This window comes from Parapusillimonas sp. JC17 (assembly GCF_052180245.1).
In the GTDB taxonomy this organism is placed as follows: Bacteria; Pseudomonadota; Gammaproteobacteria; order Burkholderiales; family Burkholderiaceae_B; genus Parapusillimonas.
On sequence record NZ_CP197474.1, the window covers coordinates 3,019,828 to 3,033,857 of the forward strand.

The window sequence follows — 14,030 nt, forward strand, 5'->3', positions numbered from 1 at the left end:
CCTCAGGCGGGTTCAGATCCGCTTGCGGCGTCTGAGCCCTTTCATTCCATCCAGGGCCACCAGCGCCACTGCCATCCAGATCGGAACGTAGGTCAGCCACGCCGCCGCCGGCACCTCTTCGCTCAGAAACAGCAGGGCGACCCAGAACAGCAGCACCGGTTCCACATACCCCAGCAGGCCAAACAGGCCCAAAGGCAGGTATCGGCTTGCCGTCAGATAGGCGATCAGCGCCGCGGAGCTGATGACGCCAAGCACCGGCACCAAGCCAAGAAGCGCCGGCCGCTGCCGGAACTGCTCGATCACTCCAAGATCCTGGCCTCCCAATATGAGCAAGGCGGCCGGCACCATCAGCATCATGTCGAACCAAAGTGTGCTCAGCGACCCCATCCGAAGCTTGCGGCGCACAATGAAATACGGCGGATAACCGAACATGACCAGCGCCGTCACCCAGGAGAACGTCCCGGTGCGCATGAGTTCATGGGCCACGCCCAAGGCCGCGACGAAGACCGCGGCGGTCTGTAGCCGGTTCAGCTTTTCCTGATAGAGTACGCGGCCGATCAGAACCATGACGAGCGGCAGCAGGAAATATCCCATGGAGACGTCCATCGCCCTCTGATGCAGGGGCGCCCAGACAAACAGCCAAAGCTGGGCGCCTATCAATGCGGAACTCAAAGGCAGCAGCAGCCATAGGCGCCATTCATGGCGCAGCCGCCTGAAAACCTGCGCCACCTCTTTCCAGCCTCGGGATCGGGCAAGCAACACCGCCACGGCGGGCAGGCACAGCAATATGCGCCAAGCGAATATCTCGGCCCCGTCCAGAGGATGAAGCAGGGTCGTGTAGTAGTACAGGACGGCAAACAGGACGGAGGACAGGACGGAAAGGACGACACCGCGCGTCATGGCGAACAGACGACCAGCTTGTTGATCCGGAACAGCCGCTCGCGCCTCAGTATGGCGTCCAGCGGCTCGAGCTCTTTGTCGGGCGCCAAGGCATAGCCGGGCAAGGCCGCCATCAGGCCATGCGTGGCATCCGGGTACTGTTGCCAGCAACGCAGCATGAACTCGTCCGGATCGAGCAGGCCGAGGCCCATCCCTCGCAGTTCCGAGCGATTGAAGTCCCGGATATTTCGCGTCAGGATGCTCGCTTCCAGCCCGGGCCACCGCGCCTGTGCCGCCCGGCCGGCCGCCACGACATGCCAATCCTTCGGATCGCTGCGCCGCAAGCCGGCCTTATAGGCTTCGACGTTTCCTTGGTCCGCCTCCGGAAACGCGTCTTGCAGTTCCTGCCATTGGGTCTGGACGTCTTCGTGGGGCACGCCCCACAAACGAGCGGCATTGCGGCGCCATTCATCGCCTATGACCTCGCTCCAGACCGGACGGAAACAGGCTTGCCGCGCCAGGTGAAGCACGCCTCGGCGCAGGACATTGGAAATCAGGACGCAAGTATCCATGACCAGGATATCGGGCACGCGCTTGTTCAATATCTTTGCAGCTCCATCAGGACCTTGCGGGTCTGGAGCGGGCGGCCGAGAAGCTCATCGAGACGCTCCCGCAGCTGCCGGCGCAGTTGAGGCTCCAGCGCCGGGTCGTCGAAATCGGGGGCGTCGTTTTCGACCCCGTATCCGGTTTCATGCAGCAGCATCCATTCGAAGCGGCGCAATGCACTTGCGGCCGGCTGCTGCGATGCGAGCCGCCTCAGCGCCGCATCATAGGCATCGAAAAGGACGGGATGAGGGTCCTCGCGCGGCAACAGCCGCAGCAGCAGTTCGTTCATGTACCAAGCGGACATGTGCGCCCGGCCGGAAAGCCTGTGCACCCCCGCGCATTCGGCCCGCGTGAGCGTCTTGACCTCGCCCGCGCCGCTCCAGGAAATCGCGAGCGGCTGAAAAGCGGACAGGACGGGCCTCAGGACGGAATACGGCCGTTTTGCGCCCCGCGCGGCAAGAGACACCACACCATGCTCGCGCGCGAATGCCTGGATCAGGAGCGAGGTCTCGCGCCAGGGCGAGGAATGCAGCAGATAGGCCTCGGCATCCTGGACACGCAGCGTCCTTCTACTCATACCCCAGTTCGCGCAGCGCGCTCTCGCGGTCCGACCAGCCCTTGCGGACCTTGATGTAGACCTCGAGGTGCACCGGTTTATCCAGAAGCTTGATCATGTCCTGCCGTGCCTCCGAAGCGATGCGCTTCATGTGGACGCCGCCCGCCCCCAAAAGAATGGGCCGATAGCTTTCGCGCTCGACAAGCACGCAGGCGGCCACGCGGGCTCCGGCGTCGTCCTCTTCCCACTGCTCGATCACGACCGTGCACCCGTAGGGCAGTTCGTCGCCCACCAAGCGGAAGATCTTCTCGCGGATGAGCTCAGCGGCGATGAAGCGGACCGGCCTGTCGGTCAGGGTATCGGCTTCGAACATCGGTTCGCCCTCGGGCAGGCGCGCCGCGATTTCCCCCAGCAGTTCCTCGAGCTGAACCCCGCGCAGGGCGCTGACCGGCACCACGGCGGAATAGGGAAACTGCGCCATGATCTTGCTCACGTAGGCGAACATGTCGTTCTTGCTCTTGAGCGCGTCGACCTTGTTGATCACCAGGATGGTGTTGCCCCCCTTGGGCAGCAAGGGCAGCAGCTGGGCGTCCCCCGCAGACCATTTGCCCGCCTCGACGACATGCACCACGACGTCGACGTCGGCGAGGGCCTGGGTAACCACCCGGTTCATCATGCGGTTCATCGCTCCGCCGTGGCGGGTCTGAAAGCCCGGCGTATCGACGAATACGAATTGTTCTTTGTCGCGTGTCAGCACGCCATGGATGCGATGCCGAGTGGTCTGCGCCTTGCGCGAAACGATGGAGATCTTGGTGCCGATCAGGGCGTTGGTCAGGGTCGATTTGCCCACATTGGGACGGCCCACGACGGCCACGAAGCCGCAACGATAGGGAGTGGTCATTTGTGCTCCTGTGGCACAGCGACGGGCAAGGAGAGCTGTGTGGATTTACGTGGCCGGTGCCCTCTTCCGCCCTTGGCCGGTGCCAGGGCCTCCAGCGCGGCGATGGCCTGTTCGGCCGCCTGCTGCTCGGCGGCGCGCCGGCTGCCGCCTCCGGCCGTCACTTTGATGTCGAACTTGGGGATATGGCACTCCACTTCAAAAAGCTGATTATGCGCCGCGCCGTGCGTGGCGATGACGGTATAGACGGGCAGGTCCACCTTGCGGGCCTGCAGGAGTTCCTGCAGCAAAGTCTTGGGATCCTTGCCCAGGGTCTTGGCATTCACGTTCTGCAGGATGGGTTCGTATTGCCTGGCGATCACGTGCTGTGCGGCGGCATAGCCGCCATCCAGGAATACGGCGCCGAACAAGGCTTCGAGCGCATCGGCGAGGATCGACGGACGGCGGAAGCCGCCGCTCTTGAGTTCGCCCTCGCCCAGCCTCAAGTATTGCGACAAGGACAGGTTCCCAGCGATGTCTGCCAATGAGGCCTGCTTGACCAGGTTGGCACGCAGCCGCGACAGATCGCCTTCGTCGATTTTGTCGAAACGCTGGAACAGCAAAGCGGCCACGACAAAATTCAGCACCGAGTCCCCTAGAAATTCCAGGCGCTCATTGTGCCGGGCGCTGTGGCTGCGATGCGTCAGCGCCTGCTCCAGCAGAGAGGCGTCCGCAAACTGATGCCCCAGGGCCGTCTGCAAGGAAACCAGGTTGCCCATTAGCGAAAGCCACCTATGCGACCGAGGTCGCCGAAGTTCATCCAGATGAAAAAGGCCCGGCCCACGATGTGCGCTTCAGGCACGAAGCCCCAATAGCGGCTGTCCAGGCTGTTGTCGCGGTTGTCGCCCATCATGAAGTAATGGCCGGCCGGCACGGTGCAGCGCACCCCGTTGCCCAGGTAGTCGCAATTTTCCCGATACGGGAAATTCGAGATGGGCATGTAGTCCTGGCGCGCCTGCTTGTTGAGCAGGATGTCGTGGCTCGTCTCGCCGAGCTCTTCGATGTAGCGCCCGACGTAGGCCGAGCGGTCCGGCTCGAAATAATCGCCGTCGCGTACGTGGCGCACCGGATTGCCATTGACGGTCAAGACCTTGTTCTGATACTGCACCACATCGCCCGGCAGGCCGACGACGCGCTTGATGTAGTCCACGTCCGGATCCACCGGATAGCGGAACACGATGACGTCGCCGCGCTTGGGCTCGCCGATGTCGATGATTTTCTTGTCGATGACAGGCAGCCGGATCCCGTACTGGAATTTGTTGACCAGGATCAGGTCGCCGTTCTGCAGTGTAGGCAGCATGGAGCCCGACGGGATGCGAAAAGGCTCCACAACGAAGGAGCGCAACGCAAAGACAAAAAGTATCACCGGAAAAAAGCTGACGCAGTATTCCACCCACCACGGCGCGCGATTGGCGTTGTCATAGGCCTCCTGGCGTATGCGGGCGGCATCGGAAGGCTCGAGCCCCTCGATGGCCGGCGCAACCGACGCCATGGCTGCGACGCCGTTCGCGCGCCGCCTGCTGCGCAGGAAAAAGAAATCCAGGCACCAGACCACACCCGTGACCAGCAGCAACAGGAACAAGATCAGCGCAAAATCCCAACTCATACCCGGTAAACCCTCATTTGAAATTATTATTTATCCTCGACCTGCAGGATGGCCAGGAAGGCTTCCTGGGGTATTTCCACGTTGCCCACTTGCTTCATGCGCTTCTTGCCGGCCTTCTGCTTTTCAAGCAGTTTCTTCTTGCGGGAGATGTCGCCACCGTAGCATTTTGCCAGCACATTCTTGCGCAGGGCCTTGACGTTTTCCCGGGCAATGACTTCGGCGCCGATGGCCGCCTGGATGGCGATGTCGAACATCTGTCGCGGTATGAGCCCCCGCATCTTGGACACGACCTCGCGCCCCCGATAGCGGGCGTTGGCGCGGTGCACGATCATCGACAACGCATCGACGCGATCGCCGTTGATCAGGAGATCGACCCGCACGACATCGGCAGCCCGGTATTCCTTGAACTCGTAGTCCATCGACGCGTACCCACGCGACACGGATTTCAGCTTGTCGAAGAAATCGAGCACGATTTCAGCCAGCGGCATTTCGTACATGAGATGCACTTGCCGGCCGTGGTAGGTCATGTTCAGCTGCACGCCGCGCTTGGCCATGCACAAGGACATCACGGGACCCACGTATTCTTGCGGCATGAACAGCGTGATGGTGACGATGGGCTCGCGAATTTCGGTGATGTTGCCGACCTCGGGCATCCGCGACGGGCTTTCTATCATGGCCACCGTACCGTCGCGCTGCTCGACTTCGTACACGACGGACGGGGCGGTCGTGATGATGTCCATGTCGAATTCGCGCTCGAGCCGTTCCTGGACGATCTCCATGTGCAGCAGCCCAAGAAAGCCGCAGCGAAAGCCGAAGCCCAGCGCCTGGGAGACCTCTGGCTCGAACATCAGTGAAGAGTCGTTCAGCTTCAGCTTCTCGAGCGAATCCCGAAGCTGATCGTACTCGCTGCTTTCGACTGGGTAAAGCCCGGCGAAAACCTGGGGCTTCACTTCCTTGAAGCCGGGCAGCGCCTGGCTGGCGGGCTTGCCGGACAGCGTGATGGTGTCGCCCACTTTGGCGTGTTCCAGCTCTTTGATGCCGGCGATCACGAACCCGACCTCGCCGGCCGACAGCTCGGTGCGCGGCACGGATTTGGGCGTGAAGACGCCGATATGCTCGCAAAGATGGCTGGCGCCGGCCGCCATCAGCAGGATCTTGTCCTTGGGCCGCAGCACGCCGTTCACGATCCGGACCAGCATGACCACGCCGACGTAGTTGTCGAACCACGAATCGATGATCAGCGCCTGCAGGGGCTTGGCAGGGTCGCCCACGGGCGGCGGCACCTTGCTGACGATCATCTCGAGGATGTCGTCGATGCCCATGCCGGTCTTGGCGCTGCAGAGTATGGCTTCGGAAGCGTCGATGCCGATGACGTCCTCGACCTCCTGGCGCGCCCCTTCGGGATCGGCGGAGGGAAGATCCATTTTATTGAGCACCGGCAGGACCTCGACGCCCAGCTCGATGGCCGTATAGCAGTTCGCGACGGTCTGGGCCTCGACGCCCTGCGATGCGTCGACGACCAGCAGTGCCCCTTCGCAGGCGGACAGCGACCGGCTGACTTCGTAGGAAAAGTCCACATGGCCCGGGGTATCGATGAGATTGAGCGCGTATTCCTTTCCGTTCCGGGCCTGGTAGCGCAGCGCGGCCGTCTGGGCCTTGATGGTAATGCCGCGCTCGCGCTCGATATCCATGGAATCAAGGACCTGGGTGGACATTTCCCGGTCGGCCAGCCCCCCGCAACGATGAATCAGGCGATCGGCAAGCGTGGACTTGCCGTGGTCAATGTGGGCAATAATGGAAAAGTTGCGGATGTGATCCATAAACCATCAGAAAGAAACCCGCCCGGGTGCCGGGCAGAGAGTATTAATGGGAAGCATAAAAAAGGGAGCGCTAGAGGGCGCTCCCTTTTGCCTGACGACATTTTAGCCGTTTCTGCCAATTATTTTCGGGGAGTGATGGTGATCCACTGGGATTGATCGCCACGCATCACCAGCAAGGCTGCCGCGCGGGATTTGTTCAAGCCCGACACCACCTTGGCATACTGCGAAGGGCTGGTGATGTCCACGTCGTTGATGGTGACGATGATGTCGCCCGGGGCAAGGCCCGCCGTGGCAGCCGGCTCTTCGACCTGGGCCACTTGCACGCCGCCCTTGATGTCCAGCTTTTCGCGGACCGCATCGGACACTTCGATCACCTTCAGGCCCAGGACGTCGGCCGCCTCGGCCTTGGGCTGCTCGCCCTGCTCTGCGCTCGGCTCGTCTCCGGAAGGCATTTCGCCCACCTTGACATGAAGGGTCACGGTCTTGCCTTTGCGCCAGACCTCCATGGGCACGCGATTGCCCGGCTTGGTACCGCCCACGATACGGGGAAGATCCGACATCTGGGAAATCTGCTTGCCATCGAAGCTGGTGATGACATCGCCGGAGCGCACGCCTGCCTGTGCGGCCGGGCCGCTGGGTTCGACGTTGCTGACCATCGCGCCCTTGGCGTTTTCAAGGCCTATCGCCTTGGCGACGTCTTCGGACACCGAACCGATCTGCACGCCGATGCGGCCGCGCGTCACCTTGCCATGCGCCTTCAGCTGGTCGACCACCCGCATCGCCTCATCGATGGGAATCGCGAGGGAAATCCCCATGAAGCCGCCGCTTTGGGAGATGATCTGGGAATTGACCCCTACCACCTGCCCGGCCAGATTGATGAGCGGCCCGCCGGAGTTGCCGGGATTGACCGCCACGTCGGTCTGGATGAAGGGAAGATAGTCGCCCGTATCGCGATTGATCGCGCTGACGATGCCGGAGGTTACGGTGGAGTCCAGCCCGAAAGGCGAACCGATGGCAAGGACCCACTGCCCCTTCTTGAGCTTGGTGGAATCGCCGATGGGCAACGGGGTGAGGCCTTCGGCGTCGATCTTGATGAGCGCGACATCGGTACGGGGATCCGTTCCGATGACCTTGGCCTTGTACTCCTTGCCCGACGTCAACGTGACGAAGATGCCATTGGATTTCGCCACCACATGGTTATTGGTGAGGATGTACCCGTCGGCCGAAATGATGAAGCCCGAACCGACGCCGCGAGGCACGGTGCGTTCTTGCTCTGGCGGCGTGGGCGCATTGCGCTGGCGCGGTCCGCCCGGACCGCCCGGCATGCCGGGCGGCACGAAATCGGGACCGAAGAACCAGCGGAACATTTCGTAGGGATCGTTGCCGCCGGGGCCCATGGGGCTGCGGCGCACGGGTACCGACTCGGTCGTGCGAATATTGACGACGGACCCTTCGGTCTGCTCGACCACCTGCGTGAAATCGGGAACGGACAGCGTCGGCGCGACACTGGACTGGGCGTTGACGGCCGTTCCCGCAACGGCTAAGGCCATGGCGACGCTGGCCGCGGCGCAGGCCGCGATACGTTTGATTGGTGTGCTTCCTAGACGTATCAATTGCATCATGGAACTCCTGGCTGGAAAATTCAAATTATTGGGATTGGGCCAAGGGGACGTACTCGGTGCGCTCTGCGATGCTTTGCAGGGTTTCCGGAGGAACTTCTCCCAAGGCTGTCAACCAGTGATCACCCACGCGCGTACGGAATATGTTCATTGCGCCGGCGTTGACGACCGCGTTGACGTTCTGGCCTTTCTGATCTTGCTCGAACGGCTCTATGAAGACGGAAATTGCGGCGAGCCCGTCAGTGACGACCAGCTGGCTGACCGCGCCGCGCTTCATGTGGCGCTGCACTTGCGTGATGGGCTGGAACCCTTGTGGAAAAGGGATGCGCCAGCCGTTTTTCGCGAGATCGATCGGTGACATGGAGGGTTCGACAACCGTCCAGTCCTTTAGGTTCCAATTGGAAGCGAGAAGACTCGATTCGACCTTGTCGCCGACCTGGATGCTGTTGAATGCGATCTGGTCCAGGACTTGGCGCTCGGCATTGAGGGTTTGCAGCTTGAGCAGCAGATCGGTCTTGGTATCGACGCAAAGGCGGTAGCCGTAGCGCAGCCCATCGCGTGGAATGAGCTCGACGATGCCGCATTCGCGGCCGGCCACGCGGCCCACCGCCGCCTGGGGCCGGACGTCGTAATGCGCCGGGATCTCTTTTCCGCCGGCCAGCAGCAGCGCGGGAAATCTCTCGCCATTGCGCCGCTCTATGACGACGGTTTTCTTTTCAGGAAAAAGGCATTGCGTGACGTCGTTCTGGCGGATGAATTCCCGCGGCATGCCGTCCAGGACCTCGATGCGCTCGCGCTCGCCCGTGCCGTCGACCATATGGATGATGCGCGAGGAGCTCATCACCTGGCCCTGCTGGTAGGTGTAGACCCCAGAGTAGTCGAGCTGGCGCGCAGCCTTGTGTATTTTTTCCAGCACCGCCAGGGTCTGTTCCGGGGCGGCTTCCGCCGCCCATGCGGACGCTGGCGGGAACAGACAGCCCACCGCCAGCCATACGGCCGAATACGCCTGGCCCATCTTGAACGAAAACCGCATCACCGGCGTACCTCGAACGAGGCCTGCCTGACGGGATTCACCCCGGCTATCTCACGGTGGGCGTCCAGGTAGTCGCCCAGCCCGGCGGGCTCGTCGGCGACGCTGGCCATCAGCGGAGCGCCGGTTACCGGAATGGATTGCTCGCCGGCCATGTACGGCAAGGCCACCCAGACGACGGTCGCCACGGCGGCCGCCACCGCCAGCCCTGACAGGCCGATGCGCAGCGGACTGCTTCGGCGCAGGTTGCGGGGCGCCACGATGGGCGGCTCGGCGTCGATGGCCTTGGAAACCCGGGCGTAGAAGAAGTCCGAGGGCTTGACGGCCAGGTCCTGATTGCGCAGGACATCGCCAATCAGGTGATAGGTATCCCATACCTGGCGTCCGTAGGGTGTATCCAATTCTTCAGGACGGATATCGTCTTCACCATCTATCCAAGAAGAAACCGACGCCTCCCAGGAAGGCTGAGCATCGTCCTGATTCAGCCCGGTCCGATTGACGTATTGCATTGTGGCTCCTTACCAACGACGGTCGGAATCGCCGCCCAGCACTGGACGCAACTGCGCCGCAATGGCTTCCCGTGCCCGGAAGATCCGTGAACGGACCGTTCCGATGGGACAGCCCATGCTTTGGGCGATATCCTCGTAACTCATACCTTCAATTTCGCGCAGCACGATGGCTGTGCGCAGGTCTTCCGGCAAACTGCTGATGGCCGCGTTCACCGTCTCGACGATTTCACGGCTGGCCATGGCTGATTCCGGGGTGTTGATGTCTGTTAGGTTGTCAATTTGGCTAAAAGTTTCACCATCTTCAGACTCAATTGCATTTAAAGTGACGGGGCGCCTGCCGCTGGCCGCCTGCCAGTTGCGCGCCGTATTGATGGCGATTCTGTAAAGCCAGGTATAAAAGGCGCTTTCGCCCCTGAATTGGGGCAAGGCCCGATAAGCCTTGATGAATGCCTCCTGGGCGACGTCTTCGACCTCGGCCGGGTCGCGTATCATGCGCGACAGCAAGCGCATGATCTTGCGCTGATACTTGAGCACCAGAAGATCATAGGCGCGCTTGTCGCCTCGCTGAACGCGAGCGACCAGTTCGGCATCGACATCGCGTTCGCTCATGGTGTGTCCTTATTATGACTACGGTCCGGCATGGCCTGCTGCGCGGCGACGCATCTCCGCAAGTGACGCCATTCTCCTTCCTTCAGGCCGGCTTTCCATACAGTGAACTCTAGTGGTTTTCCCCGAGCGCCGGGGGCATCTTCCTGAAATCGCAGCGTGATCCAGGCAAAGGCGGGCCACGCATGCACCAGCCGCAAGGGGCGGACCGTGCCGGCCAGGGAGACCGCCCAATGGCCGGCGCCCTGGAGTGTCAGCGTTGCCGGCGCATCCGGGTCCGCCAAGCCGAGCGCCTTCGCCAGGTCGGCCCAGCGGCCGGGCCGGACCGGCCAGCAGCCGACCATCGACATGGGGCCGGCCAGCCTAGATCCTCCGGACGACCATGGACCCGTTCGTGCCGCCAAAACCGAAGGAATTGGACAGCGCGACGTCGATCTTCATGTCGCGCGCCTGGTTGGCGCAGTAGTCCAGGTCGCACTCGGGATCCTGGTTGAAGATATTGATCGTGGGCGGCGAAATCTGATAGTGGACCGCCAAGGTCGTGAAAACCGCTTCGATACCGCCGGCCGCCCCGAGCAGGTGCCCGGTCATCGACTTGGTGGAGTTCACCACCAGACGGGCAGCGTGGTCGCCGAAAGCCAGCTTGAGCGCTTCGGTTTCGTTCTTGTCGCCCAAAGGCGTGGACGTGCCGTGCGCATTCACGTAATCGACGTCCTGAGGATTGATCCCGCCACTGCGCAAGGCGTTGAGGATGCCGCGGCGCGGACCGTCGCGGTCGGGCGACGTGATGTGGTGGGCATCGGAGCTCATGCCATAGCCTGCGAATTCGCCGTAGATGCGGGCGCCACGCTTGCGAGCGTGCTCGTACTCTTCGAGCACCACCACGCCTGCCCCTTCGCCCAGCACGAAGCCATCGCGATCGCGGTCCCAAGGCCGCGAAGCCGTGGCGGGATCATCGTTGCGGGTGGACAGGGCACGCATGGCGGCGAAGCCACCCACGCCCAGGGGCGAGACAGTGGATTCCGCACCGCCGGCCACCATGACGTCGGCATCGCCGTACTCGATGAGCCGCGCCGCGTCGCCGATGGAGTGCAGGCCGGTCGTGCAGGCCGAAACGACGGCGTAGCTGGGTCCCTTGAAACCCAGCATGATGGACAGTTGTCCGGAAATCAGGTTGATCAGCGAGGCAGGCACGAAGAACGGGGAAATCCGGCGCGGACCGCGTTCCAGGTATTCCGCCTGAGTTTCTTCTATGCGAGGCAAACCGCCGATGCCCGACCCGACGATGACGCCGACGCGCTCGGCGTTTTCCTCGGTGATTTCGAGGCCGGCGTCGCGCCATGCCTGCATGCCCGCCGCCACGCCGTAATGGATGAAAGTATCCATTGTTTTGGCTTCCTTGGCGGACATGTACTGCGTAACGTCGAAACCCTTGACCTCACCCGCTATCTGGGCATTGAGCGCAGACGGATCGAAGCGCGTGATTCGGCTGATGCCCGAACGCCCGTTGACGATATTGTCCCAGGCTGTGGGAATATCGTTGCCGACTGGCGAGACAATACCCAGGCCGGTAATGACGACACGTCGTTTCACGGATGACTCCTAAAATAAAAAAGCGGTTTAAAGCCCGCAGGCACCGCGCCTAGCCAAGCAATAGCGCTTGGGAAGAAGCGGGGCCCGGCTCTAAAAACCGCCCTGAAGGGAGGAGCGGCGGAGAAAACCGCGCCCGCACCCGAAAATGGAAAATTACTGTTTGCTGTGCGAAGAGATGTAATCAACAGCTTGCTGAACCGTCGTGATTTTCTCTGCCTCTTCGTCAGGAATTTCAGTTTCGAATTCATCTTCGAGTGCCATCACGAGCTCGACCATATCGAGCGAATCGGCACCGAGGTCGTCAAGGAAGGAAGATTCGTTTTTGATCTCGGCTTCGTTGACGCCAAGTTGTTCAGCGACGATCTTCTTGACGCGCTGTTCGATGCTTTCCATGCAGATCTCCAAGTGGGGAAAATTCCCGCGAATTATAGCCAAACGAATAAGTTATTGGTGTTGGCCATGATAAAAAACAGCATTGCCGAATGCTCAAGTCGCCCGCCTGGTTGCTGCAGGCGCATTCGGAACACCCTAAAAGTGGACAGATTTTACCCTACGAGAGGGTCACTGTCGGTTTCGTTACATATACATTCCGCCATTCACGTGCACGGTCGTGCCCGTGATGTAGCCCGCTTGCGGGCTGGCAAGGAATGCGACGGCGTGGGCGATGTCCGTGGCGGCGCCCAGGCGTCCCAAGGGAATCTGCGACAGTATCGCCGCCGTCTGGGTTTCGTTCAGGGCGCGCGTCATGTCGGTTTCGATGAAACCCGGCGCCACGCAATTGACGGTGATGTTCCGGCTGCCCAGTTCGCGCGCCAGCGCACGCGACATGCCGGCGACGCCGGCCTTGGCGGCCGCGTAATTGGCCTGGCCAGGGTTGCCGCTGGAACCGATCACCGAGGTGATGTTGATGATGCGTCCCCAGCGGGCCTTCATCATGCTCTTGGTCACGGCCCGCGACAGGCGGAACACCGCCGTCAGATTGGTGTCGATCACCGCTTGCCAGTCATCGTCCTTCATGCGCATTGCCAGATTGTCGCGCGTGATGCCCGCATTATTGACCAGGATGTGCGGCCCGCCCTCCTGGGCCAGGTCGGCCACTACCCGCTCGCAAGCGGCAGCGTCGTCCACATTGAGCGCCACGCCGCGGCCACCGGACCCGGCCAGCATTTCGCCTATCGATTGCGCGCCCGACTCCGACGTCGCCGTGCCGATCACGACGGCGCCCCGCGCAGCGAGTTCAAGCGCGATCGCTTTTCCTATGCCGCGCGTCGCGCCGGTCACCAGGGCAGTCTTGCCCTCGAGTTGTTTGTCTTGCATTGACGTCACCCTTGTAAAGTGTCCAAAGCATGCTGCAAGGAAGCCGGGTCGGTAATGGCCAGCCCGACCAGTTCACGGTCGATGCGCTTGGTCAGCCCGCTGAGCACCTTGCCCGGCCCGCATTCGACCACGTGAGTGATTCCCTGCGCCTTCATGGCCTGTATGGTTTCGACCCAGCGCACAGCATGCCAGGCCTGCCTGACGAGCGCATCCTTGATGCCGCCGGGATCGGATATTTCGGCCACGTCGACGTTATTGATCAGGGGGATGGCCGGCGCGGACATATCGATGCCGGACAGGGCCTCTTCGAGAACCAGCGCGGCAGGCTTGAGCAGGCGGGAATGGAAAGGCGCGGACACCGGAAGGACCAGCGCGCGCTTCGCGCCCGCCGCCTTGGCCAGATCGCAGGCGCGCTGCACTGCGTCCTTGTGCCCGGCGATGACCACCTGTTCCGGCGCATTGAAGTTCACGGCCTCCACGACCTCGCCCTGTGCCGCATCGGCACATACCGAGCGCACGGTGTCGTCGTCCAGGCCCAATATGGCGGCCATGCCGCCGGTGCCCACTGGCACGGCTTCCTGCATGGCGTCGGCGCGGATCCGTACGATGCGCACCGCGTCTTCCAGACGGATGGCGTCGGCGGCGGCAAGCGCGGAGTACTCGCCCAGGCTATGCCCGGCCACCAGCACGGGCTTTGCACCGCCCGCGGCGATCCAGGCCCGGTACATGGCCACCGCTGCCGTCAGCATGGCCGGCTGGGTGTTCGTGGTGAGATTGAGCTCGTCGGCCGGGCCGCCGGCAATCAGCGCCCCCAGGTCTTGCCCCAGCGCGTCGGAAGCCTGCTTGATGGTGTCTTCCACCACCTGGTTGCCGGCCCAGGCGTCGAGCATCCCAACCGATTGGGAACCCTGGCCCGGAAATACAAATGCAACTTTCATAGAATCCAATGAAA

At 62.2% G+C, this 14,030-nt stretch carries 16 protein-coding genes; all 16 read right to left on the bottom strand.

Translation table 11 applies throughout. From position 1 onward, the window contains the following. Positions 1 to 12: 12 nt before the first annotated feature. The 16 genes from rarD to fabD all read right to left on the bottom strand — a co-directional run bounded on the left by rarD (position 13) and on the right by fabD (position 14,016). Entirely contained in the window at positions 13 to 900 is an 888-nt protein-coding gene (rarD, locus tag ACSBPU_RS14485; RefSeq protein ID WP_442592756.1) for an EamA family transporter RarD, read from the bottom strand. After that, positions 897 to 1,481, bottom strand: coding sequence for a PIN domain-containing protein (locus tag ACSBPU_RS14490; RefSeq protein ID WP_442592757.1), 585 nt, complete (start codon positions 1,479 to 1,481; stop codon positions 897 to 899). The genes rarD and ACSBPU_RS14490 overlap by 4 nt, the downstream gene beginning before the upstream one ends. Continuing rightward, entirely contained in the window at positions 1,478 to 2,062 is a 585-nt protein-coding gene (gene recO, locus ACSBPU_RS14495) for a DNA repair protein RecO (protein WP_442592758.1), read from the bottom strand. Before recO ends, ACSBPU_RS14490 begins: the two co-directional genes overlap by 4 nt. After that, complete coding sequence (era, locus tag ACSBPU_RS14500) at positions 2,055 to 2,942, bottom strand: GTPase Era (protein ID WP_442592759.1); 888 nt, start codon at positions 2,940 to 2,942, stop codon at positions 2,055 to 2,057. Before era ends, recO begins: the two co-directional genes overlap by 8 nt. Beyond that, positions 2,939 to 3,697 (bottom strand): ribonuclease III, encoded by a 759-nt coding sequence (gene rnc / locus ACSBPU_RS14505; RefSeq protein WP_180068205.1) that lies wholly within the window; start codon positions 3,695 to 3,697, stop codon positions 2,939 to 2,941. The genes era and rnc overlap by 4 nt, the downstream gene beginning before the upstream one ends. Then, positions 3,697 to 4,584 carry a signal peptidase I gene (gene lepB / locus ACSBPU_RS14510; RefSeq protein ID WP_180068204.1) on the bottom strand — a complete coding sequence of 296 codons (888 nt, stop codon included), beginning with the start codon at positions 4,582 to 4,584 and terminating at the stop codon, positions 3,697 to 3,699. The genes rnc and lepB overlap by 1 nt, the downstream gene beginning before the upstream one ends. A 26-nt stretch (positions 4,585 to 4,610) precedes the next feature. Next, positions 4,611 to 6,404 carry a translation elongation factor 4 gene (gene lepA, locus ACSBPU_RS14515; protein WP_442592760.1) on the bottom strand — a complete coding sequence of 598 codons (1,794 nt, stop codon included), beginning with the start codon at positions 6,402 to 6,404 and terminating at the stop codon, positions 4,611 to 4,613. Between the two features lie 119 nt (positions 6,405 to 6,523). Next, positions 6,524 to 8,023, bottom strand: coding sequence for a DegQ family serine endoprotease (locus tag ACSBPU_RS14520; protein ID WP_442598367.1), 1,500 nt, complete (start codon positions 8,021 to 8,023; stop codon positions 6,524 to 6,526). 28 nt (positions 8,024 to 8,051) lie between these two features. Continuing rightward, a complete protein-coding gene (locus tag ACSBPU_RS14525; protein WP_442592761.1) occupies positions 8,052 to 9,056 on the bottom strand; it encodes a MucB/RseB C-terminal domain-containing protein in 1,005 nt (334 codons plus the stop codon). Continuing rightward, positions 9,056 to 9,562: an RseA family anti-sigma factor gene (locus ACSBPU_RS14530; protein WP_180068202.1), complete on the bottom strand. Its 507-nt coding sequence runs from the start codon at positions 9,560 to 9,562 to the stop codon at positions 9,056 to 9,058. The genes ACSBPU_RS14525 and ACSBPU_RS14530 overlap by 1 nt, the downstream gene beginning before the upstream one ends. A gap of 9 nt (positions 9,563 to 9,571) precedes the next feature. Beyond that, positions 9,572 to 10,171 carry an RNA polymerase sigma factor RpoE gene (gene rpoE, locus ACSBPU_RS14535; RefSeq protein ID WP_180068201.1) on the bottom strand — a complete coding sequence of 200 codons (600 nt, stop codon included), beginning with the start codon at positions 10,169 to 10,171 and terminating at the stop codon, positions 9,572 to 9,574. After that, positions 10,168 to 10,518 carry a hypothetical protein gene (locus tag ACSBPU_RS14540; protein WP_442592762.1) on the bottom strand — a complete coding sequence of 117 codons (351 nt, stop codon included), beginning with the start codon at positions 10,516 to 10,518 and terminating at the stop codon, positions 10,168 to 10,170. The genes rpoE and ACSBPU_RS14540 overlap by 4 nt, the downstream gene beginning before the upstream one ends. A gap of 13 nt (positions 10,519 to 10,531) precedes the next feature. Then, the gene (gene fabF, locus ACSBPU_RS14545; protein WP_442592763.1) at positions 10,532 to 11,761 is read right to left on the bottom strand and encodes a beta-ketoacyl-ACP synthase II; all 1,230 of its coding nucleotides are present in this window, start codon (positions 11,759 to 11,761) and stop codon (positions 10,532 to 10,534) included. 153 nt (positions 11,762 to 11,914) lie between these two features. Continuing rightward, positions 11,915 to 12,154 carry an acyl carrier protein gene (gene acpP, locus ACSBPU_RS14550; protein ID WP_013742768.1) on the bottom strand — a complete coding sequence of 80 codons (240 nt, stop codon included), beginning with the start codon at positions 12,152 to 12,154 and terminating at the stop codon, positions 11,915 to 11,917. A 183-nt stretch (positions 12,155 to 12,337) separates the two neighbouring features. Next, complete coding sequence (fabG, locus tag ACSBPU_RS14555) at positions 12,338 to 13,078, bottom strand: 3-oxoacyl-ACP reductase FabG (RefSeq protein WP_180068198.1); 741 nt, start codon at positions 13,076 to 13,078, stop codon at positions 12,338 to 12,340. A 5-nt stretch (positions 13,079 to 13,083) separates the two neighbouring features. After that, positions 13,084 to 14,016: an ACP S-malonyltransferase gene (gene fabD, locus ACSBPU_RS14560; protein WP_442592764.1), complete on the bottom strand. Its 933-nt coding sequence runs from the start codon at positions 14,014 to 14,016 to the stop codon at positions 13,084 to 13,086. Positions 14,017 to 14,030 lie beyond the last annotated feature (14 nt).